Origin of the sequence: Methylosinus sporium (genome assembly GCF_003113265.1) — a bacterium.
Taxonomy (GTDB): domain Bacteria; phylum Pseudomonadota; class Alphaproteobacteria; order Rhizobiales; family Beijerinckiaceae; genus Methylosinus; species Methylosinus sporium.
The window spans coordinates 75,142-96,528 of the sequence record NZ_PUIV01000011.1 but is presented as its reverse complement, the minus strand read 5'-3'; the positions used below and the strand labels follow the sequence as shown (position 1 = coordinate 96,528).

The following is a 21,387-nucleotide window of genomic DNA, read 5'->3' as shown; positions in this document are numbered from 1 at the left end:
CGTCAGTTCTAAGACGGGCGAGTCGAAGACTGCCCCCACCCTCCCCCTGCAAGGGGAGGGTGGGGGCAGTCTTCGACTCGCCCGTCTTAGAACTGACGAGACTGCAATATTCAAGCGTTTCGTTCTGCCAAGAGCCGCGCGATCCCGGCTCGAAGCTCGGCGACGCCCTCGCCTGTGCGCGAGGAGGTGAGGGCGAGGCGCGGGAAGGCGGCGGGGCGCTTGGCCAGCGCAGCCTCCACCGCGGCGACGGCGGCCTCGCGCTCGGAGACCTTCAACTCGTCGCGTTTCGTCAGCACGATCTGATAGGAGACTGCGGCGCGGTCGAGCAGATCGAACATCTCTTCATCGAGATCCTTCACGCCGCGGCGGCTGTCGATGAGCACGAAGACGCGCGCCAGCGAGGCGCGGCCGCGCAGAAACTCCTCCATCAGCCGTGTCCAATTGGCGATCTTCTCCTTGCCGACGGCGGCGTAGCCATAGCCGGGCATATCGACGAGGCGCAGCGGCTCCGCGCCCGGCGCGGCGCCGAGAGCGAAGAAATTGAGCTGCTGCGTGCGCCCCGGCGTGTTGGAGACGCGGGCCAAGGTCTTGCGGCCGGTGAGAGCGTTGAGGAGGGAGGATTTGCCGACATTGGAGCGGCCCGCGAAGGCGATCTCCGGCGGGCCGATCGGCGGCAGATCGCCGGATTTCGCGCTGGCGAATATGAAATCGCACGGGCCGGCGAAGAGCAGCCGGCCCGGCTCGGTGAAATCCTCGTCGCGGGTTTCGTTCAAAGCGTGATCCAAGGGTGCGGCGCGCCCTGCGATCAGGCGGCCTTTTTGAAGGTGAACGTCTTTTTCAGATTGTCCCACAGCTCGAACTTCACGCCCGCGCGCTTCATGATGACCCATTGCTGCGCGACCGAGAGCACATTGTTCCAGGTCCAATAGATCACGAGGCCGGAGGCGAAGCTGCCGAGCGAGAAGGTGAAGATCACCGGCATCCAGCCGAAGGCCATTTTCTGGATTTCGTCGGTCGGCTCCGGATTCATCTTCATCTGCACCCACATGGAGACGCCCATGACGAGCGGCCAAACGCCGAGCCATAGAAACGAGCCGAAGACCGGAATATGGGTCGGATCGAAGGGGATGAGGCCGAAGAGGTTGAAGATATTGGTCGGGTCCGGCGCCGAGAGGTCCTTGATCCAGCCATAGAAGGGCGCATGGCGCATTTCGATGGTGATGATCAGAACCTTGTAGAGCGAGAAGAACACTGGAATTTGCAGCAAAGCAGGGAGGCAGCCGCCGGCGGGATTGACCTTCTCGCGGCGGAACAGCTCCATCTGCTCGCGGCTCATCGCCTGCTTGTCGCTGCCGTATTTTTCCTTCAGCGCCTGAATCTTGGGCTGAATTTCCTTCATCTTGGCGACGGCCAGATAGCTCTTGTTGGCGAGTGGCAGGAAGGCGATCTTGACGAGCACGGTGACGGCCAGAATGGCGAGGCCGAAATTGCCGAGCACATGGAACAGGCTGTCGATGATGCGGAACATCGGCCGGGTGAGGAAGTAGAACCATCCCCAATCGATGAGTCGGTCGAAGAGCTTGATGCCCTGGCCCTCATAGGCGTCGAGCGTGTCGACGACCTTGGCGCCGGCGAAGATGCGCGACGCGACCGAGGCCGAGGCGCCCGGCGCGATCGTGAGCGGCGCCTCGACCGTATCGGCCTGATAGGCCTTGGTCGTTCCGGCGCCCGAAGCCGAGAAGCGCGCCACCAGCGGCCGATCCTGCTGCGGCACCAGCACGGCCGCCCAATATTTCTCGGTGAAGCCGAGCCAGCCGCCGGTCGCTTCGAAAGACTTTGTGGCGTGCGGCTCCTTCTCGACCTTCTCGAATTTCAGCTCCTGCAGGCCGGCCTCGCCCAAGACGCCGACGAAGCCTTCGTGCAGGGCGGCGTAGCCGGCGCTCTGCAGCGCGCCGATGCGCGACACGCGCAGATAGGGATAGATGGTGACGGGGCTCTGGCCGTGATTCTCGACGCTGTCGGTCACCGAGAACATATATTGATCGTCGACCGCGATTTTGCGCTTGAAGACGAGGCCCTGGCCATTGTCGAAGGACAGCGTCAGCGGCTGGCCGACGGCGAGCTGATCGTGATCGGCGCTCCATAGCGATTCGCTGGTCGGCAGAGCGGGCGGCGCCGTGTCCTTGTCGGAGGCGAGAAAGCCCGATTCGGCGTAATAGGGCTGCGGCGCGCCCTCGGGCGAGAGCAGCACGATGATCGGGCTCGTGGGATCGACGGTCTCGTGATAATTTTTCAGCGAGACGTCGTCGATGCGTCCGCCTTTCAGCGCGATCGAGCCGGAAATGGAGGGCGTGTCGATGGAGACGCGCTTGCTCTCGGCGAGCGCGGCCTCGCGCGTCTTGGGCGCGGGCCGGGCGGCGGCGACGTTCTGCTGTGGCTGCCGGGCGGCCGGAGGCGCGGCTTTGTCGGCGGCGGACTGATCAGCGGGTTTGGCGGCGGGCTTTTGCGCCGCGGGCCTCTGCTGCTGCGCGAGCTGCGCTTCCTTCTGCTGCTGCTCGAGCTTGGGGAAAGCGTAGAAATAATCCCAGCCGGCGATCGCCAGCATCGACAGGCCGGCCGCTATGAGGACATTCTTCGTATATTCGTTCATGACGCCTGCGGCCTGTCTTTGGAGTTGCGATGGTGGCGCCGGGTCTTGTCGCCCGGCCTGAGCTTCGTCAGTCCGTCCGCGATTTGCGCCGTCAATTCCAGAAAAGGCGCCGTCAATGCCTCGGGCCGGGCGACGAAGACATAATCATAGCCCGGGAGACCGGATGCGCCACAGAGCCGCAGCGCCTCTCTCAATCGGCGCCGGATACGGTTGCGGCCGACGGCGCCGGCGACTTTCTTCGTCACGGTGAAGCCGAAGCGCGGCGCCTCCGAATCTTCGCCCTCTCGGGCCGCCGCCTGCAGCTTGAAGGCGCGCGCGCCGCGACTGAGCCCGCTCTTGGCGGCGCGCAGAAACTCGCGCCGTTTTCGCAGTCGTCGCGGCTTCGTCTTCCGCGTTTCGGTCGGGATGTTCTCGCTCATGCCTCTCGTCCTCATTCGGCCGAGAAGCCTGCGAAATCAGGCGGACAGGCGCTTGCGTCCGCGGGCGCGGCGCGCCGCGAGGACATTGCGGCCGCCGACGGTCGCCATGCGGGCGCGAAAGCCGTGGCGGCGCTTGCGCACCAATTTGCTGGGTTGATAAGTTCTCTTCACCTTGGGTCTCCGCTCGCTCAGGTCGCCGATCGAAGAGCCGTCCCGCCGCGCGCGCCGACAGCGCTCGCGTCGACATCGCCTCGCGCCGACAGCTCGTCATCGGCCGGCCGCCGCCACGGCCCTCGATCTTGTGTTCAGGTCTCGTCGGGCGTCTCGCCCGCGGCCGGCTGCATCCGCATTTTTGTGGGCGCGCAAGCCCCCGCACGAAACGCGTCTTTCCGACGCCGCGCCGGCATATAGGAGAAAGCCCGCGCATAAGTCAATCGCGCAGCGCAGCGCGAACCACGGCGTCGCGGGGCTTTCGTGAAGCTTTCGCCGCGGAGTTTGCGTAGCGCCGGAGCGCTTCGCAGCCGCGCGAGCGGCTTGTATAAATGAGGGAGCCGGTCGATTCGTCCCCCTCGAGAGACGCTGTTCTGGCTCGTGGCGGCTCCTCCAGCCGTCGACGATCGAGGTTCTGGTTTGCCGCCGGGCCGAAGGTCAGGGTTTGTTAACCATTACCGCTTAGCGTTTCGACAAATAGACATAGAACTCGGCGCGCGCCCGACGAATCTCGGCGCATCGTCGACGCTCGGGCGGCGCGACGGCGTCCGGGGGCAGATTTGGTGGAGCTGGGTGGGGATCGAAAATGCGCGTTTTACTGATAGAGGATGACAGCGCGACCGCTCAAAGCATCGAGCTCATGCTCAAATCCGAGAATTTCAACGTCTATACGACGGACCTCGGAGAAGAGGGCATCGATCTCGGAAAGCTCTACGATTACGACATCATCCTGCTCGATTTGAATCTGCCCGACATGTCCGGCTATGAGGTGCTGCGCACCTTGCGGGTCGCCAAGGTCAAGACGCCGATTCTGATCCTGTCCGGCCTCGCCGGCATAGAGGACAAGGTGAAGGGTCTGGGCTTCGGCGCTGACGATTATCTGACGAAGCCCTTCCACAAGGACGAGTTGGTGGCGCGCATTCACGCCATCGTGCGCCGCTCCAAGGGCCACGCCCAATCGGTCATCACCACGGGCGATCTCGTCGTCAATCTGGACCAGAAGACGGTGGAGGTCTCCGGCGCCCGCGTGCATCTGACCGGCAAGGAATATCAGATGCTCGAGCTGCTCTCGCTGCGCAAGGGCACGACCCTCACCAAGGAGATGTTCCTCAACCATCTCTACGGCGGCATGGACGAGCCGGAGCTCAAGATCATCGACGTGTTCATCTGCAAGCTGCGCAAGAAGCTCGCCAACGCCAGCGAAGGCCGCAACTACATCGAGACGGTGTGGGGCCGCGGCTATGTGCTGCGCGAGCCGAGCGAAGCCGACGAGCGCATCACCGCTTGAGCCCAAAGCCGGAGCGACGAAATGCAAAGGGGCCCTCGCCGGGCCCCTTTGCATTTTTGCCGCTCATCCGGCTTCGAGAGCGTTTCCAGCCGAAGCGGACGCTGGCTCGGCGTTGGAAACGCGTCGAAACGAGAACTCATGAGACTGGCTGCCCGAATCGCGCCCGACGAAGCCGCGCGGATCACGCGATGGCGGCGCGGCGCCGGCGTGGCAGAATGCGGCAGTCGCCGGAGGTCGATGTCGTGAAGCGCTCGTCGAACTCCATCGTCTCCGCCGCGCCGAGAATCAGCACGCCGTCTTCCGCCAGCGCGCCGAACAGGCGCGTCATGACGTCGCGCCGCACATCGGGTTCGAAATACATGAGCACATTGCGGCAAAAGACGATGTCGTAAGGTCCGGCGTCGCGAAATTCGTCGAGCAGATTGAGCTTTTGGAAGGCGACGCGCGCCCGCAGCGCGTCATTGACGCGCCAATATCCTTTGAAGGGCTCGAGGTGGCGCAGCAGCCGCGCCGTGGTGAGGCCCCTCTGCGCCTCGAACTGGCTATAGACGCCCCGCCGCGCCGTCTCCAGAGCCAGTTCCGAAATATCCGTCGCCAGGATCTCGATCGTCCAGTCCTCGAGATCGGGCTCCGATTCGGCGAGCGCCATGGCGATGGAATAGGGCTCCTGTCCGGTCGAGCAGGCGGCCGACCAAATGCGCAGGCGGCGCGGCTCGCCGCGCCGCGCCATCAGTTCGGGAAGCCATTCCTGCCTCAGCTTCTCGAAGGGAACGCGGTCGCGGAAAAACGAGGTTTCGTTATTCGTCATCGCTTCGACGACGCGCTGCAGCAGCGCCTCGTCCTCGTGCTTTTCGATGAGGCGCATGAGCATGGCGAGATCGCGGCATTCATGCGCCCGCATGATCGGCTCGAGCCGGCTCTGGGCGAAGTAGAGCTTGTCGGCGCCGAGCGAAATGCCGGCGACCGAGCCGATGAGGCGCCGCAGGCGCGCGAAGGCGAGGCTCATTCCAGCCTCCCCGCCGCAGTCTCCGCGCCGGGTCGAAAAACGCGGACCGCCGCCCGTTTCCGCATTGCGCCGTCGCTCGCGAGAGCGTCCCTGTTGCTGCCGTTCGGGCTCAGATGACGCCGATATCCTCGAGCTTCGACCGCACCACATGCTGGTCGAAGGGCTTCATGATATATTCGTCGGCGCCGGCGTCCATCGCCAGAGCGATATGGCTCGCCTCGTTCTCCGTGGTGCAGAACACCACTTTGGGACCCGCCCCGCCGGGCATTTTGCGCAGCGCGCGCAGGAATTCGACGCCGTCCATCTCCGGCATGTTCCAGTCGAGCAGGATCGCATCCGGCATCGCCTGCTCGCAGGCGACCAGCGCCTTGCGGCCGTTCTCCGCCTCGACGGTGGAAAATTGCATTCCTTCGAGAATGCGGCGCGCGACTTTGCGGATGACCGCAGAATCGTCCACGACCAGAATCTGCTTCATTAGTCTCCTCCTCGGGATGCGTCTCTCGAATGGCCGTCGCGGCCGCCGCTCTCGCTCTGCCTCGACAGGCGCCGCACCAGCGCCGGAATGTCGAGGATCGGCAGGAAATCGTCGTCGAGGCGGTAGCAGGCGTTGGTGGCGTCGATGAATTGCTGTCCGACATGGGTCGGGCAGACCATGCGCTCGTCCTCCTCGCAGGTGACGACGTCGCCGGTCTCGTCGATGAGCAGAGCGTAGCGCTCGCCATTGTGCTCTATGCAGACGGCGAGCTTCGAATCGGGTCGGTCGCCGCCGTCGAGCTCGAGACAGCGATCGAGCCGCAGCGCGGTGACGATGCGGCCGCGCAGATTGGCGAGGCCGGCGATCTCGCGCGGCGCTAGCGGGACCGGCGTCACTTTGTCGACATGGAAGATCGTCTTCACGCATTCGACCGGCAGGCCGAAGCTCTGACCGCGAACCTTTATGGTGAAATTGCGGGTCTGCTGCTTGGCCGCGTCGATCGGCCGGCGGCGTCCATTGGTCTCGCGTTGCTGCTGCGTCATGCGGCGAGCTCCGACATGATGCGCAATTCGAGATCGCGCGGCGCTGTGTCCGCCTTGTCGAGCAGGCGGCCGACGCATTCGATGAGCGCGCGGCGATCGAATTTGCCGGTGACGGAAGCGATGCCGCAGGCTTTCGCGGCGGCGAGCACGCTCGGCGCGGCTTGCGCCGCGAGCGCCACCACCGGCAGATCGGCGAGGCCGGGCAGCTCATGCAGCGCGCGGGCGAAATTATAGCCGTCCATCTCCGGCATGTCGGTATCCGTCACCACGGCTTCGACGGCGAGCCCTTTGCGCAAGAAGGAGAGGGCTTCCGGCGCCGAGGCCGCGGTCGTCACCTCATAGCCGGCGGAGCCGAGAATCGGCGCCAGCATGTCGCGGAAGAAGGCCTTGTCGTCGACGAGCAGAATGCGATGCCGCTTGCTGACGCCGCGCGCCACGGCGGCGGGGCAGGCGATGCGCATGTAGTAAGTGGCGTCGAGAAATTCGACGATCTCGCCGCCGAGCTGGATCGAGCCGAGGATATGCGGGGAATTGCTCTCCCGCTGCAGATCGAGAATTTCGTCGGTCACGTCGACGATATCCTCTATGAGCAGGCCCATGGACTGGCCCGCGCCGGACAGCACCAGGATCGGGCTGGAGGGGCGGTCGAGCGCCACATCCGCCGTCGCCGGAATGATCGGCAGAAGGCTGTCGCGATAGGCCATGACGAAAGCCCCGTCCGAAGGGATCAGCCGCTCGCGCGGCACATCCTCTATGCGCAGAACGAGGGACAGAGGCAGCGCCTTCAGCGGGCCCGGGCCCGCCTTGACCAGTATGATCCGCGTCTTCTCCGCCCGCGGCGTGAAGGCTTCCGGCGTCGCCGCTTCGGCCGGGCGCTCGGCCAGCCGCTGCAATCCGCCATGTTCGAGCAGCGCGGCCGGATCGAGAATGAGCACGACGGATCCGTCGCCGAGGATCGTCTGGCCCGAGAACACGCCGAGACGCGCCAGCGCGCTCACCAGCGGCTCGATGACGACTTCCTGCACATCGGCGATCGTCTCGACCAGCAGGCCGAAACGCGCGGCGCCGACGCGCAGCACGACGACGAAGCCGTCGCGCGTCTCCTCCTCGGCCGGGCGGCCGAGCGCGAGCGTCGTGGAGAGATCGAGCAGCGGCAGCACGTCATTGCGCAGGCGCAGCACCGGCGCGTCATGAATATATTGGATCGCGTGCTCGAAACCGTCGCCGACGCCGACGAGCTCGACGACGGTCATCTGCGGTATGGCGAAGCGGGAGCCGTTGCTGGTCAGGATCAGCGCCGGCGTGATGGCGAGCGTCAGCGGAATGCGCAGCGTCACGCAGGCGCCCCGGCCATAGCGCGAGGTCAGCGAGACGGAGCCGCCGATCGACTGGATATTCTCGCGCACCACATCCATGCCGACGCCGCGGCCGGAGACCTTGGTGACGCCGTCCGCCGTCGAGAAGCCGGGCGTGAAGACGAATTCGAACAGCTCGCTGTCGGTGAATTTGGAGATGTCCGCCTCGCCGACGAGCCCATTGGCCAGCGCCTTGGCGTGGATGCGCGCGACGTCGAGCCCGCGGCCGTCGTCGGCGATGTCGATGATGATCTGGCCGGCGTCATAGGCGGCGCGCACGGTGATGACGCCGGTTTCGTTCTTGCCGATGCGCGCGCGCTCGGCCGGCGGCTCTATGCCGTGATCGGCGCTATTGCGGATGATATGGGTCAGCGGCGCGCGAATGAGCTCGATCACCTGCCGGTCGAGCTCGGTGTCGGAGCCTTCCGTCGTGATGACGATCTTCTTGCCGAGATCATGGGCGAGATCGCGCACGAGGCGCGGCAGCGTCGAGAACAGCCGTCCGACCGGCTGCATCCGCGCGCTCATCACCGCATCCTGCAAATCGCTGGTGATATTGGACAGCGTCTGCACCGTGCTGCTCATCGCCTCGTCGCCGCCGGCCCAAGCGCTCGACAATTCGAGCAGCCGATTGCGGGTGGAGACGAGCTCGGAGACGATGCCCATCAGCCGGTCGAGCACATTGACCGAGACGCGCACCGTCTCGCCGATATGGGCGACGCCGGCGGCGTGCGCCTCGTTCGGCGGCTGCGCGGCGCGCGGTTCCGCGAGCGGCGCGGCGAGGTCCGTTTCGGCGATTTCGGCCGCCGGCGGCTCGGCCTCGCCGAGGCGCGCGCGTCGCGTCGCGTCCTCCAGCGCGACGACGAGCTCCTCGTCGTCGCCCGCGGGCTCTTCCTCGGAACGGCCCATTTCCGCGAGAATATCCTTCAGGCGGTCCACGGCGGCGAAGATCAGCGTGACATGCGAGGCGCGGACCGGCGCGCCGTCGCGCAGCGCGCCGATGAGCGCCTCGGTCGAATGGGTCAGCCGGCCGACGCGCGGCAGCTTCAAAAAGCCGCTGGTGCCTTTGATCGTATGCACATGGCGGAAGAGGCTGGCGATGAGCGCCCGATCGCTCGGGTCCTTCTCGAGACAGACGAGCTCCATCGTCGCCGCATCGATGTGCTCGGCGGTCTCGACGAGGAAATCGTTGAGAAGTTCGTCCATGGCGTCGTCGATCTCGGGCCGCATGAGCAGCGTCGACGCCATTCTTGACGCATTCTGGTTAAGAGAAGTGAAATTCCCACGCTCGAGGTCGAAGGCGCGGGCTTTCTGTGGTCGTCGAAGCGCAGAAAGGCCCCGAGTTCTCGTTCCGACTCGTTTCCAGCGCCGAACCGGCGTCCGCTTCGGCCGGAGACGCTCTCGTCTCAGGCCTCGAGCGCCGTCGGCGTCTCGATCTCCTGCTCAGCCTGCGCGGCGGCCGGCCGCGCGGTGATGGTCACATGCTCCGGCTCTGTGGAGATTTCGACCTCGAGCCCGCTCGCCTTTGCGACGAGGCCGGCGTAATAGGCCTGAATGGCGCGCGCGTCGACGACGCCCTCCTCCGGCTCGCCGGCCAGCAGGGCCGGAATCGCCGCGGCGATGCGGGCGTTCACGCCCTTCGACTCGAGGGTGAAGGCGACCTCGTCTCCGGCGCCGGTGGAGGCGACCGAGATGACGCCGCCGCGCGGAATCGCCGCATCGGCGATCAGGCAGAGATTGAGCAGCAATTTCACCTTGTTCTTCGACATCAGCACGCGCGGCACGCTCCATTCGAGCTTGGTGCGCTCGTCGGCGAGCAGCTGGCGCGTCACATGCTCGGCGTCGCCGGTGTCGATCTCGGCGCCCTTGGAGCCGGCGGCGCCGAAGGCGAGGCGGCAGAATTGCAGCCGGGCGGACGCCTCCGCCGCGCTGGATTTGATGAGCGCCAGCGCATGGCCGCGCATCTCGGCGTCCTTCTCCTCCTCCAGCACCTCCAGCCCGTTGACGATGGCGCCGACGGGCGAGATCACGTCATGGCAGACGCGGGAGGAGAGCAGCGCGGCGAGATCGAGGGAGTCGAGCGCGAATTTGGTCATGAGGCCATCCGAATGATCTGCCGGAACGCCATGGCGGCCCCGGCCAGAGCGGGAACGCGGCTAAAACGAATCACCCGCGCCCATTTGCCCCATTGGTAGCCGCGCCGCGCCCGCTTGCAAAGCGTCGCCGTCGGGGCCGGCCGGCGCGCGGCCAGCCCCACGCGAGCCTTCAGAACGTCGCCTTGGCGCCGAGGAAGAAGCTGCGCCCCGCCTCGGGATAGCCGTCGGTGAATGTGTAGGCGGTGTCGAACATGTTGCGCACCCCGCCTTCGATCTTGAAGTTCGGATGCAGCTGATATTCAGCCGTGAAATTGGCCAGGAAAAAGGCGCCGGTCCGATAATAGATCGTCCCCGCCGTGTTGGAGGTCCAGCGATTGCTGTTCATCTCGACATTCGGCGTCAGCGTCAGCCCGTCGAAAGGCCGCCAGCCGGCGTAGAGGAACATTTTGCCGTCCGGCACGCCCGTCGGCTGGAAGTTGAGGATGTAGGGCGCATAGACCGAGCGGCGCATCAGCGTCAGATTGCCGCCCAGCGACAGCTCGTCGGAGGCGCGATAATCGACCGTGACCTCCCCGCCCCAGAAGCTGGCGTCGCCGACATTCTGGCTCTGGGTGACGCTCGCGCCATAGGCGGGCGCCGGCACGGATTGGATCAGATTGCGGACGATGGAGTGGAAGGCGTCCAATTGAATGCGGCTGCCCGGCGCGAACTCGCTCGCCCAGCCGATGTCGAAATTGATCGCGCGCTCGGGCATCAGTCCGGGGTTGGAGGTGGCGCCGCCGAAACGCGAGCTGAAACGCTCGAAGATGGTGGGGAAGCGCTCGCGGTCGGAGACGTTGAAATAGACTTTGTTGGTGTCGCTGTAGCGCCAGATGGCCGCGCCCTGGAAATTGGGGGCCTGCACATCCCGCAGCTGATAGCCGATGACGCCCGTGCCGACCACGAAATCATCTGCCTTGCGCAGATGGCGCCAGTCATAGGCGAAGCCGCCGACGAGATCGATGTCCTTGGTCGGATGAAAGGTGTTCTCGACCGCGATCGAATAAGTGTCTTCCTGCGTGTAGACGATCGGTTGAGTGAAGCAGATGACGTTTATGACGCATCCGGTCGATTTATTGGCGACATTGACGCCGTAATATTCCTGCCAGGTGGCGTGCTCGTCGAAGCGGTAGTGGCCGGCGATCTTCAGCGTGTCGAACTCGCCGAAATCATGCCCGACCTCCACATCGGCGCCGAGCGCATAATCCTGATAATAGCTGCGGAAGGCTTTGGCCGAGGATTGATAGGCCAGGAAGGGGTCGTTGTAGGAGAAGAGGTCGTTGTCGAACTTGCTCCAATAGGCCTTGGTCTTCACATAGGACGAATCGCCGATCTTGGTGTTGGACAGGAAATAGAGATTCTGCACGCGCCAATAGGGCCAGCGCCAATAGCGCTGGCTGTTCAGCCCGTCGGTCGTGTGATAGGGCGCGCCCTTCTTGCCGTCCTGGCGGATGAAGCTCAGCGAATATTCGTCGGTGTCGTTGGGCGTGTAGCCGGCCTTGGCGTTGAGGCTCCAATCATAGGTCCCCGAATTGCCGCGGAAGCCCTCGCCCTGATTATTGGTGGGCGTATAGCTCTCCGGCAGCATCCAGCCGCGCAGATCGCGCCAGGAGCCGCTGAGCTGCAGATAATAATTATCCTGCTTCGTGCCGAGCAGCGCATAGGTCTTTATGCCCTCATAGCTGCCGTCGCGGCCGAATTCGAGGCCGGTGCGCAGCTCGCCCTCTATCTCCTTCGCCGGCTTGCGCGAGACGAGATTGATCTGGCCGCCCATGCCGCCCGGCCCGTCCAGCACCGAGACATAGCCCTTGGCGATCTGCACTGCGGCGACGTCCGGCGTCATGAAGCGCGCGAAGTCGAGCCGATTGTCGGCGGGCAGATAGACGCGAACGCCGTCGATGGTGAGCGGAACCTGCCAGCGGTCGAAGCCGCGCACATAGATGTTCTGCTCATTGCGCGTGCTGCCGGTGGAATTGCTGACGACGCCCGCGGCGAGATTGACCGCGCGATCGAGCGAATCGCGCTGGAAGGTCTCGTTCTGGCGGTTGCTGATTGTCACGCCGCCATAGGAGTCGGTCTGCTGCAGCGGCGCCGGGCCGTCGTCCTTCTTCTTGTCGAGCGGAAGGGCCTTGTGCTCGAGGCCGACGTGAATCTCGCCGAGATCGAAAGGCTGCGGCTGCTCGGCGGCGAGAGTTGCGCCGCTCGCGATGAGCGCGGCGACGCTGGCGACGCTGGCGGCGCCCAAGGGCGCGAATTTGCTGAGTTTCATCGTTCTTCCCCCGATTGTCCCATAGTCCCGACGCCCCCTCGCCAGCCATCCCCCGCTCAGCGGGAGAGGGGGCAGATTCCGCGCTTCATCGAGATTTCGCGTCCATTAGAGCGACCCCAAAAATGCGAGCAGCGCCTCGCGCTCCGCGCGCGTCAGGCCGCGAAACCGCTGCGCCGCGTCCTCCGCCTCTCCGGCGTGCCAGAGGATCGCTTCCGTGACGCTGCGGGCGCGGCCGTCATGGAGAAAATCCGCGGGCGTTCCAAAGCGCCCGGCGAGGCCGAGGCCCCATAGCGGCGGCGTGCGCCAGTCGCGCGGACCGGCCTCGAAATCCTCGCGCCCGTCGGCGAGCCCATCGCCCATGTCGTGCAGCAGAAGATCGCTATAGGGATGAATCTCCGTCCCGCTCAGCCAGGGCGCGTAGGCGACCTCTCCGAGCGTCATCGTCTCGCGATGGCAGGCGGCGCAGCCGATATCGCGGAACAGCGTCTCGCCTTTGGCGACGCGCGGATCGGAGAGATTGCGGCGGGCCGGAACGGCGAGGCCGCGCATATAGGCGAGCGAAGCCTCGAGCCGCGCGTCGGAGAGTTCGATCTCCCGTCCCGCCGCCGCGCGGCATTCCGGCTGCGCAGCGGTGCAATTGGGCTCGGGGAAGAGATAGGAGGAGATGCCGATGTCCTCGGCGAAGGCGTTGGCGATCTGCTGGCGCAGATTGGGCTGATTGGCCTTCAGGCCGAAGCGGCCGAGCGCCATGCGGCCGGCCGCCATGTCATAGACATGGTTCGGCCGGCCGCGGCTCTGGCCCGCCGCATAGCGCAAAATCTCCTCGTCGGGCACGGCCTCCAGCAGGCCGAGTCCGAAGACCGGAGGCGCATTGCGCAGCGAAATCCGCACATCGTCGCCGAGCGGCCCATAGGCGAGATCACGAAAGGAGAGGCGCGGCCGACTCAGTGAAACGGCCTCGCCATCGGGAAGGCGCGTCTCGACTTCGTCGAACGCCACGATCGCGCGGCCTTCGCCGGCGACGCCGGGATTGCCCTCCGGATTGAGCTGGCCGCCATAGGTCGGATGCGGCGACGGCCCGCCATGGGCGTCGCGGCCGGGCAGGCCGAGCCGCACCACCATGGCGCGGGCGATCCCATTCTCCGGGTCCGGCGCCGGGCCGCGGCCGTTCTTGACATGGCAGGCGACGCAGGAGAGCCGATTATAGAGCGGCCCGAGCCCGGTGATTTCGCTCTGATCCTGCGAAGGGCCGATGACCCAGGCCTGGCGAAACAACGCGTTCCCTTGCCGAAAGGCGCGCAAAAACCCCTCGTCCAGCCCGGCGAAGGGGCGGGAAAAAGCGTCGCCGTCGAGCTTGGGATTCTCATAGGGCGCGCCGGCGGTCAGAACGAACAGCGCGAATGGGAGGAGAAGCCGCCGCCTCACAGACGCGGCTCGGCGGAGGCGACGAGGCTCAGCGCCTCGGCTCGGGCCGATGAAATTTCTGCGCGCCAACGGGCGGCGAGATCGCCGTCCTTCAGCTCGCGGCTGGAAAAACGATCGAGAAAAGCGGGGTCTTTCGCCTGCGCCTCGGTAACGGGCGTGAAGCCGGCGAGCTTGCGCGCCTTGGCGACGGCGGCGCTTCCCGCGGCGTCCGGGGCGGCGGCGAGCCGCGCCTCGGCGGCGTGAATGGCGCGCCACAGGCGCTGCGTCTCGGCGTGGCGCTCTGTAATGGCGAAATCGAACAGCACGCTGACGACGCCGGGCCGCTGCCGACCGATCTCGGAATCATAAGGATAGAAGGTTCCCGGCGGCAGGGCGAAAGGATCGACGACGGCGGCCGGCTTGTCGGCATAGGCGTCCGGCCGGGCCGGATGGCGGCTGCTGTCGGCCTCCATCATCAGCTTCTGGCCCTTGGTCGAAAGCGTGTAATCGACGAAGGCTTTGGCGGCCTCGAGGCGGCGCGTCCCCGCGGTGACGGCGATATGGGCCGGCAGAAAGGCGGTCTTCTGCGGATAGACGAAGGAAATCTTCTCGCCATTGGCCAGCGCGCCGAAAGCGAAGAAGTCGATCGTCAGGCCGAGCGCCGCGCGCTCCTCTTTCACGGCCGCCGTCGGGCCGGCGCCGGAGCCGAGCAACTCCGCGCCGCCGGCGATTTCGGCGAGCAACGCCCAGCCGCGCTCCCAGCCCTCCGACTGCAGGATGATGTCATAGAGCGCCGGCGAGAAGCCGACCTTGGCCGGAATCGGCATGACGATGCGTCCGGCGTAAGCGGGCGCGGCGAGATCGCTCCAGCTCTCGGGTGGCTTCAGCCCGTCGCGGGCGAGCGCGGCCGGATCGACGACAATGCCATAGCCGGCGACGTCATAGGCTTCGAACAGCCCTTTGGGATCCGAGAGAAGCTGCCCGCCGAGCCGCCCCGGCAGAGCGGCGCGGTCGACCGAGACTTTCTGAAAGGCGCCGCGGTCTCGCAATATAGGGAAATTTCCGAGAGCAGGCGCCCAATAGACGTCGGCGCCGCCCTGGTCCCTCTCGCTCAGCATGGCGAGCGCGTCGCGCGACTGCTTCCAGACGAATTGGACGTGAACGCCGGGATGGAGCTTCTCGAACTCGGATTCATAGCGAGTCGTCAGCTCTTCCGGGAAGCTGGTGACGACCACGAGGCGCTGGTCCGCGGCGCGCGCGGGCCTGCCGAGCAGAGCGACGCCGAGCGCAGACAGCAGTGCGGCGAGCACGCTACGCCTCGACAGGCGAGACTCTTTCTGTGTCGGTATATGCTCATGATACATAGCGAGAGCATATACTTATGCCCGCGGCGACGTCAATCGCCGCGCTCTCCGAATCGAGGGCGTAGTTCGCCCACCCAACGGGAAGTTCGGCGCTCCTTGCAGTCGGTGCCGACCACCTATCAATCCTGGAAGAGGCCTGGGAACGCTCTTCCGGTCATTCGGTGGCCAAACGGCTGCTGTAAATCAGAAATGTCCTGATCCAATTCGTCGCAACTTTGAAGCTGCTCTTCTAATGCTCGTAGGTAGCAAAGAGATCTGCCTATGTCCTTGGCGGCGCTAGTTTCAACGAGCTTTTGGACTCTCTGCTGGAGGATATGAATTTCTTTGCGAATAGCAATGTTATTTGCTTTTAATTTGTTCAAATCGCTTGTGGTGCCTTCGGCGTTAAATCTCTTAAACGGAAAAATTGCACAAAGCCCGTCATGGGTTAAAGTCATTCGAGAAAACATCTCTTTTACGCATTCGTCAGATTGTGTGTCTATGAAATCAACGATATCAGGGCTTACCTCGATGAATGGCGTTCCATCTTCTTGCCCTTCTTGTTGATAGAAGGAAACATGCTTTTCCTTCATAACTGCATTAACGTGAGCTGAGCCGAGAACAACATTATCCAGGTGGAAAATTTTCCCGCGCGCGATGTAGCCACGGCACATTACGCCGTGCCTAAGTAAACGAGCGCAGGCTTTGAAGCAGTGTGATACAAGACTAATCGCTCCGGCGGGAGAAGTCTCGGTAGAGATGACAACAGAATCCCATGCCTGCGTCAGTTGGAAGTCTAAATTATTCTGGATGCGGGGCGCTGTTGGGCACACGGTCGGGCCATAATCGTGTATTGCTTTCTTATCAAACTCCGTTCCAAGTGCCTTGATTAGTTCTGCGAATTGATCCCATGTAAAATGACGCCCCTCTTCAACGGCATATGTCAATGAAGAAAAGCCGAGAATATCTACGTAGCCAATAAATTTGTCTCGTAACTCAATGCTCATCAATCTGTCCTTTGAAATTGTTATTTATTGACTGCCAAGGTCAGTCTACCGCGAGTATGACGTCGGTCGGGCTGAAGCTGGCCACGGCGCGCTCGCCTTCCGCTATGCCGAGATCTTCCGCCGTCTGCCGCGGCACGACAGCGTGCATCGTCTTGCCCGCGCCGATGTCGAGCAGCACCTCGCTGTTGCGCTCTGCGTCGATTCGCCGCCGCACCACGCCGGTGAACTGATTGCGCACGCCGGGGGGCGTGTGCTCGGGCGTGGTGAGATGGACGAAGGAGGATTTGATCAGCGCCAGCGTCTTGCGTCCCGGCTCCAGGCCGAGCTCGACCGCCGAATCGTTTGTGACGATGGCGTGAATGGAGGTCTCCGGCGAGACGCGCAGCAGAACCTCGACATCGACGGGCCATTTCTTCACCGAGACGACTTCCGTCTGAAATACATTGCGTGCAGAAATTTTGACGCCCACGCTCCAGAGCAGAAAATCATCCTGATCCTCGAGGCCCTCTTCGGCGATGAGCGAGGAGATGCGCGACAGCCGCTCCTCCAGACGATGAAAGGTGGCGATGAGCCGGCGCCCTTCCGCCGTGACCTCGGCGCCGCCGCCGGAACGGCCGCCGGCCTTTGTCACAAAAGCGGGGCTCGGCAGCAGATTGTTGATCGCGTTCACAGCGTCCCAGGCCGTCTTATAGCTGAAGCCCACGACCTTCGCGGCCTTGGTGATGCTGCCATATTCGGCGACAGCCTCGAGCAGCTTGATACGATCGCGCCCGACGAGAAAGCGCCCTTCGCTGCGAAGCGCCAGCAGCGCGTCGATCTTGTTGACTGTCATGCTCTCACGATTCCTTTTCGGCGAATAATTATACGTCTTCGTCGAATACGCATCAAAATTCGAACCGTCGGGGCTCGGATGCCGAAGATTTTTCAAATCGGCGCGCCGGCCAGAGCCTTCACGGCGCGGCGCAAATGGCCGCGCGCGTCTTCGAGCGCGGCGCGCGCCTCATCGAGTCCATGGCCCTGGAGAAGAAGATAGGCCAGCTTGACGCTGCCATCGGCGCGACGCAGCGCCGCGTCTATTTCGGCGGCGTCGCGGCCGCCCGTGAGGCGCGCGAGAATGCGCTCGCTGCGGCGCAGGAGCTTTTTGTTGGAGGCCTGCACATCCACCATCAGCCCTTCATAGACGCGTCCTTGCAGAATCATCACCAGCGAGGAGAGCATCAGCAGGGCGATGCGCTGCGCCGTGCCCGCCTTCATGCGCGTCGAGCCGGCGATCGCCTCCGAGCCCGTGTCGAGAAACAGCGCATGTTCCGCCGCCGCGAGCAGCGGCGCATCGCGATTATTGGCGACGCCGATGGTCAGTGCGCCGCGCCGCGCCGCTTCGCGCAGGCAGGCGAGCGTGAAAGGCGTCGTGCCGCTGGCGGCGACGGCGATGACGACATCGGCCTCGCCGATCGCATGGCGGCGCATCAGCTCGGCGCCGCGCTCGGCCTCGTCCTCGGCGCCTTCGACCGCTTTCAGCAGCGCATCGTCGCCGCCGGCCATCAATAGCAGCAAGCGCTCCTGCGGCCAGCTGAAGGTCGGCGTCAATTCGGCGCCGTCCTGCACAGCGAGCCGGCCGGAGGTTCCGGCGCCGACATAGACGATGCGTCCCCCGCGCGAGAGGCGCCGCACGACGGCGAGCGCCGCGGTCTCGATCGCCGGACGCGCAGCGCGCACGGCGGCGACGGCGGCGAATTGCCCTTCGATCATCGCATCGAGAATCTCGCGCGGCTCCCATGCGTCGATCGACGAATAGCGCGGGCTCGGACGCTCCGTTTCCATGCGATGTCTCCCTTGAAGACAAGAATTCGTCCCTCGACGCGAAATCGCAAGCGAAGGCGCTGCCGCGCGAGGGGGATTTCGCGCTCGCCCGAAGCGCGTTCTTGTGACATATAGGCGCGGGCGGGGGGCGTGACGAAGCTGCAGCAGAGCCGCCGATGATCATGCGAGACAATCGAATGGCGATCGAGGCGCGCGAGGCGCCTCATGCGGTCGCGCGGCAGCAGGAGCAGCTCGCTCCGCGTCTCGCGCCGCTCGTCGCGCGCTTGCGCGCTGTCGATCCGCGCGTCGTCGTCACCTGCGCGCGCGGCAGCTCCGCTCATGCGGCGACATTCGCCAAGCATCTCATCGAGCGCGGCCTCGGCGTTCCCGTCGCCGCCGCTGCGCCGAACATCGCCAGCGTCTATGGCGGCTCGCTGCGGCTCGACGGCCAATTGTTTCTGGCGATCTCGCAATCGGGCGGCAGCAATGATCTGATCGAGCTGGCCGCCGCCGCGCGCCGCAGCGGCGCCGTCACCGTCTGTCTCGTGAACGAAGTGGAGAGCGATCTCGCCGCGCAATGCGAATTCGTTCTGCCCATGGCGGCGGGGCCGGAATTCGCCGTGCCGGCGACCAAGACCTTCATCGCTTCGCTCGCCGCGCTCGCGCGTCTCGTCGCATCATGGTCGCAGGATCGCGCGCTCGATGACGCGCTCGCGCGCCTGCCGGAGCGGCTCGCGCGCGCTTGCGAACTCGATTGGTCGCGCCTCGTCGAGGCGTTCGCGCGCGCGGAAAGTCTCGTCGCCATCGGGCGCGGGCCGACGCTCGCCATTGCGCGCGAAGCGGCGTTGAAGCTGAAGGAAACCGCCAATCTCCACGCCGAAGCCTTCAGCTCGGCGGAATTCATGCATGGGCCGGTGTCGCTGGTCTCGCCGCTCTATCCGATCTTGATGCTGACGCCGACCGATGAAGCGGCGATCGGAATGCGCCGTCTTGCCGACGATTTGCGCGGCAAAGGCGCGGCGCTCTTCACCACCGATCGCGAGGACGAGACGCGCGGCCGCCTGCCGGCGCTCGCGCCCGACCATCCCGAGACCGACGCCATCTGCCTCATTCAGAGCTTTTACGCCATGGCGGCGCGACTCGCTGTCGTGCGCGGCGTCGATGTCGATCGTCCCCGCCATTTGCAGAAGGTGACGCGCACAAGATGAGCGAGGAGCCGCGCCGGATGATCGCCGCCGATGTCGTCTTCGACGGCGAATCGGCGCATCGCGACTGCGCCGTGGCGATAGAGGGCGATGACATCGCCGCGCTCATTCTGCGCCGTGAGATTCCGCGCGGCGCCGATGTGCTCAAGTTGCCGAAAGGCGTCTGGCTCGCGCCGGGATTCATCGATATTCAGGTGAATGGCGGCGGCGATGTTCTGTTCAATGACGCGCCGACGCCGCAGGCGATCGCGACGATTCTCCATGCGCATCGCAAATTCGGCGCGACGTCGCTGCTGCCGACGCTGATCACCGACACGGATGAGAAGATGATCGCGGCCAAGCGCGCCGTGACCGAGATCATGCCTCATGCGCCCGGCGTGCTGGGCGTGCATTTCGAAGGGCCGTTCATCTCGCCGGAGCGATTGGGCGTGCATCGCGCCGATCTTCGCCGCGCGCCTTCGCCGCATCATGTGGACATGCTCGCGCCGCCGCGTGGCGGCGTATCGCTCGTAACGCTCGCGCCGGAGGAAACGCCGCCGGGTTTCATCGCCGAGCTCGTTTCCGCCGGCTGCAAGGTCGCGCTCGGCCATTCCATGGCGAATTACGCGCAGACGCGCGAAGCGATGAAGGAGGGGCTGACCGGCTTCACCCATCTCTTCAACGCCATGCGTCCGCTCGCCAGCCGCGAGCCGGGGCCGATCGCGGCGGCGCTCGAATCGTCGTCCGCCTATTACGGGCTCATCGTCGATGGCGAGCATGTCGATCCGGCGATGCTGCGTCTCGCTCTGCGCGCCGGTCTCGGCCATCCCATGCTCGTCACCGACGCAATGCCGCCGGTCGGCGGAAGCGGGAAGGGATTTGCGCTGCAAGGCCAGGAGATTCTCGTGCGGGACGGTCGCTGCGAGACAGCGCAGGGCGCGCTCGCCGGCGCTTCGCTCGATATGGCGAGCGCTGTGCGCAATTGCGTGTCGCTGCTCGATCTGCCGCTCGAGCGCGCGCTCGTCTTCGCCTCCACCAATCCGGCGAATTTTTTGGGGCTCGGCAAGAGGCTCGGCCGGCTCGTCGCCGGCTATCGCGCCGATATGACCGCCTTCGATCCGCAGACTCTTCGCATCGTTTCGACCTGGGTCGCCGGCGAGCGCTCCGCCGACGAATGGTGAAAGAGAGATGCGCGCTTCACGCCTTCAGGCGTCTTATGCGCTCGATCGCGGCGCGCGCATTGTCGGCGAGCGACGCATCCTTCGCGCAGGCGTCGAGCAGATTTTGCGCATAGCGCGCCGACTCCGCTTGCTCGTCTTTCATATTATTGCCGATGAGGATGAAATCCGCGCCGGCGCGTAGCGCGCATAATGCGGCGTCGCCGGTGGTCATCAGCTTCTGCACGCCTTGCATCTGAAGGTCGTCGGTCAATATCACGACGCCCGGCGCCGATCGGCGCAATTTGCGCACGGCGACGGAAGAGAGACAGCAGGGCGTGTCTTGCTCCCATTGATTCACCACGCCATGGCTGAACAAGACCATGGGAACGCGCGGCGCCAGCGTCTCGAATATCTTCACCTGCGCATCGGTGAGGCAGTCGGAAAGATCCATCACATGATCGTGCGGATTGACCTTGGCGCCGCCGGTTCCGGGAAAATGCTTGAGACACAGCTTCAGCCCCGTGGCGCGCGCGACCTCGACGAGCGCGCCGACGCAATCCTCGACCACGCGCGGATCGGCGGAAAAGCTGCGCTGCGCCGAGCCTATGTCGGGACTGTCTGGATTTATGTCGAGATCGACGACGGGCGCGAGATCGGCGTCTATGCCGAGATCGCGCAATTCCGTAAAGGCCGGACGCAATGCGTCGAGCCGTCCTTGCGCCGTCAGCCGGCCGAATTGGCGCGCGCTCGGCAGCGGCGCGAAGCCGCGTTCTTCCTTCAGCCGCCGCACCTTGCCGCCCTCCTGATCGATGAAGATCAGCGGGCGCGTCGGCAGCGCGTGTATCTCCGCGCAGAGCGCCTTCACTTGCGCGGGATCGAAAATATTGCGCTCATATTTGCGATCCGTGCAGTCGTAATCGAAGAGGATGACGCCGCCGAGCCCATAGTCGCGCGCGAAATCGCGCAGCCAGGGCGGAACATGCGGCGTGCGGAAGCCGAGCAGGAAGAGCTCGCCTATGGGAATTGGCGCGGACATGCGAGTTGAGATGGCGCATCGCGCCGCATCGTCAAACGCGCCGGGCGAAATTGCGGCGAAAAGGAGAAGCTCGCGCTTTCCCTCTCGCTCGATTATGAGTGCGG

The 21,387-nt window shown here is 64.9% G+C and carries 19 protein-coding genes; 3 read left to right on the top strand and 16 right to left on the bottom strand.

The window, feature by feature from the left end; genetic code table 11:
- Window positions 1-110: 110 nt before the first annotated feature.
- From yihA to rpmH, 4 genes are read right to left on the bottom strand one after another with little or no spacing between them, the layout of a single operon-like run.
- Window positions 111-773 (bottom strand): ribosome biogenesis GTP-binding protein YihA/YsxC, encoded by a 663-nt coding sequence (yihA, locus tag C5689_RS09635; protein ID WP_108917067.1) that lies wholly within the window; start codon window positions 771-773, stop codon window positions 111-113.
- A gap of 32 nt (window positions 774-805) precedes the next feature.
- Window positions 806-2,650 (bottom strand): membrane protein insertase YidC, encoded by a 1,845-nt coding sequence (yidC, locus tag C5689_RS09630; RefSeq protein WP_108917058.1) that lies wholly within the window; start codon window positions 2,648-2,650, stop codon window positions 806-808.
- Complete coding sequence (gene rnpA, locus C5689_RS09625; RefSeq protein WP_108917057.1) at window positions 2,647-3,069, bottom strand: ribonuclease P protein component; 423 nt, start codon at window positions 3,067-3,069, stop codon at window positions 2,647-2,649. Before rnpA ends, yidC begins: the two co-directional genes overlap by 4 nt.
- A 36-nt stretch (window positions 3,070-3,105) precedes the next feature.
- A complete protein-coding gene (rpmH, locus tag C5689_RS09620; RefSeq protein ID WP_024878470.1) occupies window positions 3,106-3,240 on the bottom strand; it encodes a 50S ribosomal protein L34 in 135 nt (44 codons plus the stop codon).
- Window positions 3,241-3,865: 625 nt separating this feature from the next.
- Between rpmH and ctrA the strand changes: the two genes are divergently transcribed.
- Window positions 3,866-4,567: a response regulator transcription factor CtrA gene (ctrA, locus tag C5689_RS09615; protein ID WP_108917056.1), complete on the top strand. Its 702-nt coding sequence runs from the start codon at window positions 3,866-3,868 to the stop codon at window positions 4,565-4,567.
- 181 nt (window positions 4,568-4,748) lie between these two features.
- Here the strand turns inward: ctrA and C5689_RS09610 are convergent, their stop codons facing one another.
- From C5689_RS09610 to C5689_RS09565, 11 genes are all read right to left on the bottom strand, one after another.
- A complete protein-coding gene (locus C5689_RS09610; RefSeq protein WP_108917055.1) occupies window positions 4,749-5,573 on the bottom strand; it encodes a CheR family methyltransferase in 825 nt (274 codons plus the stop codon).
- A gap of 109 nt (window positions 5,574-5,682) precedes the next feature.
- Complete coding sequence (locus C5689_RS09605) at window positions 5,683-6,048, bottom strand: response regulator (protein ID WP_108917054.1); 366 nt, start codon at window positions 6,046-6,048, stop codon at window positions 5,683-5,685.
- Window positions 6,048-6,590, bottom strand: a complete 543-nt coding sequence (locus C5689_RS09600) for a chemotaxis protein CheW (protein ID WP_108917053.1) — start codon at window positions 6,588-6,590, stop codon at window positions 6,048-6,050. Before C5689_RS09600 ends, C5689_RS09605 begins: the two co-directional genes overlap by 1 nt.
- Window positions 6,587-9,193, bottom strand: coding sequence for a hybrid sensor histidine kinase/response regulator (locus C5689_RS09595; RefSeq protein ID WP_108917052.1), 2,607 nt, complete (start codon window positions 9,191-9,193; stop codon window positions 6,587-6,589). The genes C5689_RS09600 and C5689_RS09595 overlap by 4 nt, the downstream gene beginning before the upstream one ends.
- A gap of 158 nt (window positions 9,194-9,351) precedes the next feature.
- On the bottom strand, window positions 9,352-10,041 hold the full coding sequence (gene chpT, locus C5689_RS09590) for a histidine phosphotransferase ChpT (RefSeq protein WP_108917051.1): 690 nt from the start codon (window positions 10,039-10,041) through the stop codon (window positions 9,352-9,354).
- Window positions 10,042-10,210: 169 nt separating this feature from the next.
- Entirely contained in the window at window positions 10,211-12,349 is a 2,139-nt protein-coding gene (locus C5689_RS09585) for a TonB-dependent receptor (RefSeq protein WP_108917050.1), read from the bottom strand.
- Window positions 12,350-12,454: 105 nt separating this feature from the next.
- Window positions 12,455-13,774, bottom strand: a complete 1,320-nt coding sequence (locus C5689_RS09580) for a di-heme oxidoreductase family protein (RefSeq protein WP_108917049.1) — start codon at window positions 13,772-13,774, stop codon at window positions 12,455-12,457.
- A complete protein-coding gene (locus tag C5689_RS09575; RefSeq protein ID WP_244594654.1) occupies window positions 13,771-15,063 on the bottom strand; it encodes an ABC transporter substrate-binding protein in 1,293 nt (430 codons plus the stop codon). Before C5689_RS09575 ends, C5689_RS09580 begins: the two co-directional genes overlap by 4 nt.
- A 173-nt stretch (window positions 15,064-15,236) precedes the next feature.
- The gene (locus C5689_RS18210) at window positions 15,237-16,103 is read right to left on the bottom strand and encodes a hypothetical protein (protein ID WP_146188368.1); all 867 of its coding nucleotides are present in this window, start codon (window positions 16,101-16,103) and stop codon (window positions 15,237-15,239) included.
- 40 nt (window positions 16,104-16,143) lie between these two features.
- On the bottom strand, window positions 16,144-16,935 hold the full coding sequence (locus C5689_RS09570; RefSeq protein ID WP_108917047.1) for a TOBE domain-containing protein: 792 nt from the start codon (window positions 16,933-16,935) through the stop codon (window positions 16,144-16,146).
- 92 nt (window positions 16,936-17,027) lie between these two features.
- Window positions 17,028-17,924: an N-acetylmuramic acid 6-phosphate etherase gene (locus tag C5689_RS09565; RefSeq protein ID WP_108917046.1), complete on the bottom strand. Its 897-nt coding sequence runs from the start codon at window positions 17,922-17,924 to the stop codon at window positions 17,028-17,030.
- A 161-nt stretch (window positions 17,925-18,085) separates the two neighbouring features.
- On the opposite strand from C5689_RS09565, the gene C5689_RS09560 reads away from it, so the two are divergent.
- Together C5689_RS09560 and nagA are read left to right on the top strand one after the other, a co-directional pair.
- Window positions 18,086-19,111, top strand: a complete 1,026-nt coding sequence (locus tag C5689_RS09560; protein WP_244594653.1) for an SIS domain-containing protein — start codon at window positions 18,086-18,088, stop codon at window positions 19,109-19,111.
- On the top strand, window positions 19,108-20,268 hold the full coding sequence (gene nagA, locus C5689_RS09555; RefSeq protein ID WP_108917044.1) for an N-acetylglucosamine-6-phosphate deacetylase: 1,161 nt from the start codon (window positions 19,108-19,110) through the stop codon (window positions 20,266-20,268). The genes C5689_RS09560 and nagA overlap by 4 nt, the downstream gene beginning before the upstream one ends.
- Window positions 20,269-20,284: 16 nt before the next feature.
- Here nagA and C5689_RS09550 read toward each other — a convergent pair whose 3' ends face one another.
- A complete protein-coding gene (locus C5689_RS09550) occupies window positions 20,285-21,283 on the bottom strand; it encodes a glycoside hydrolase family 3 N-terminal domain-containing protein (protein WP_108917043.1) in 999 nt (332 codons plus the stop codon).
- Window positions 21,284-21,387 lie beyond the last annotated feature (104 nt).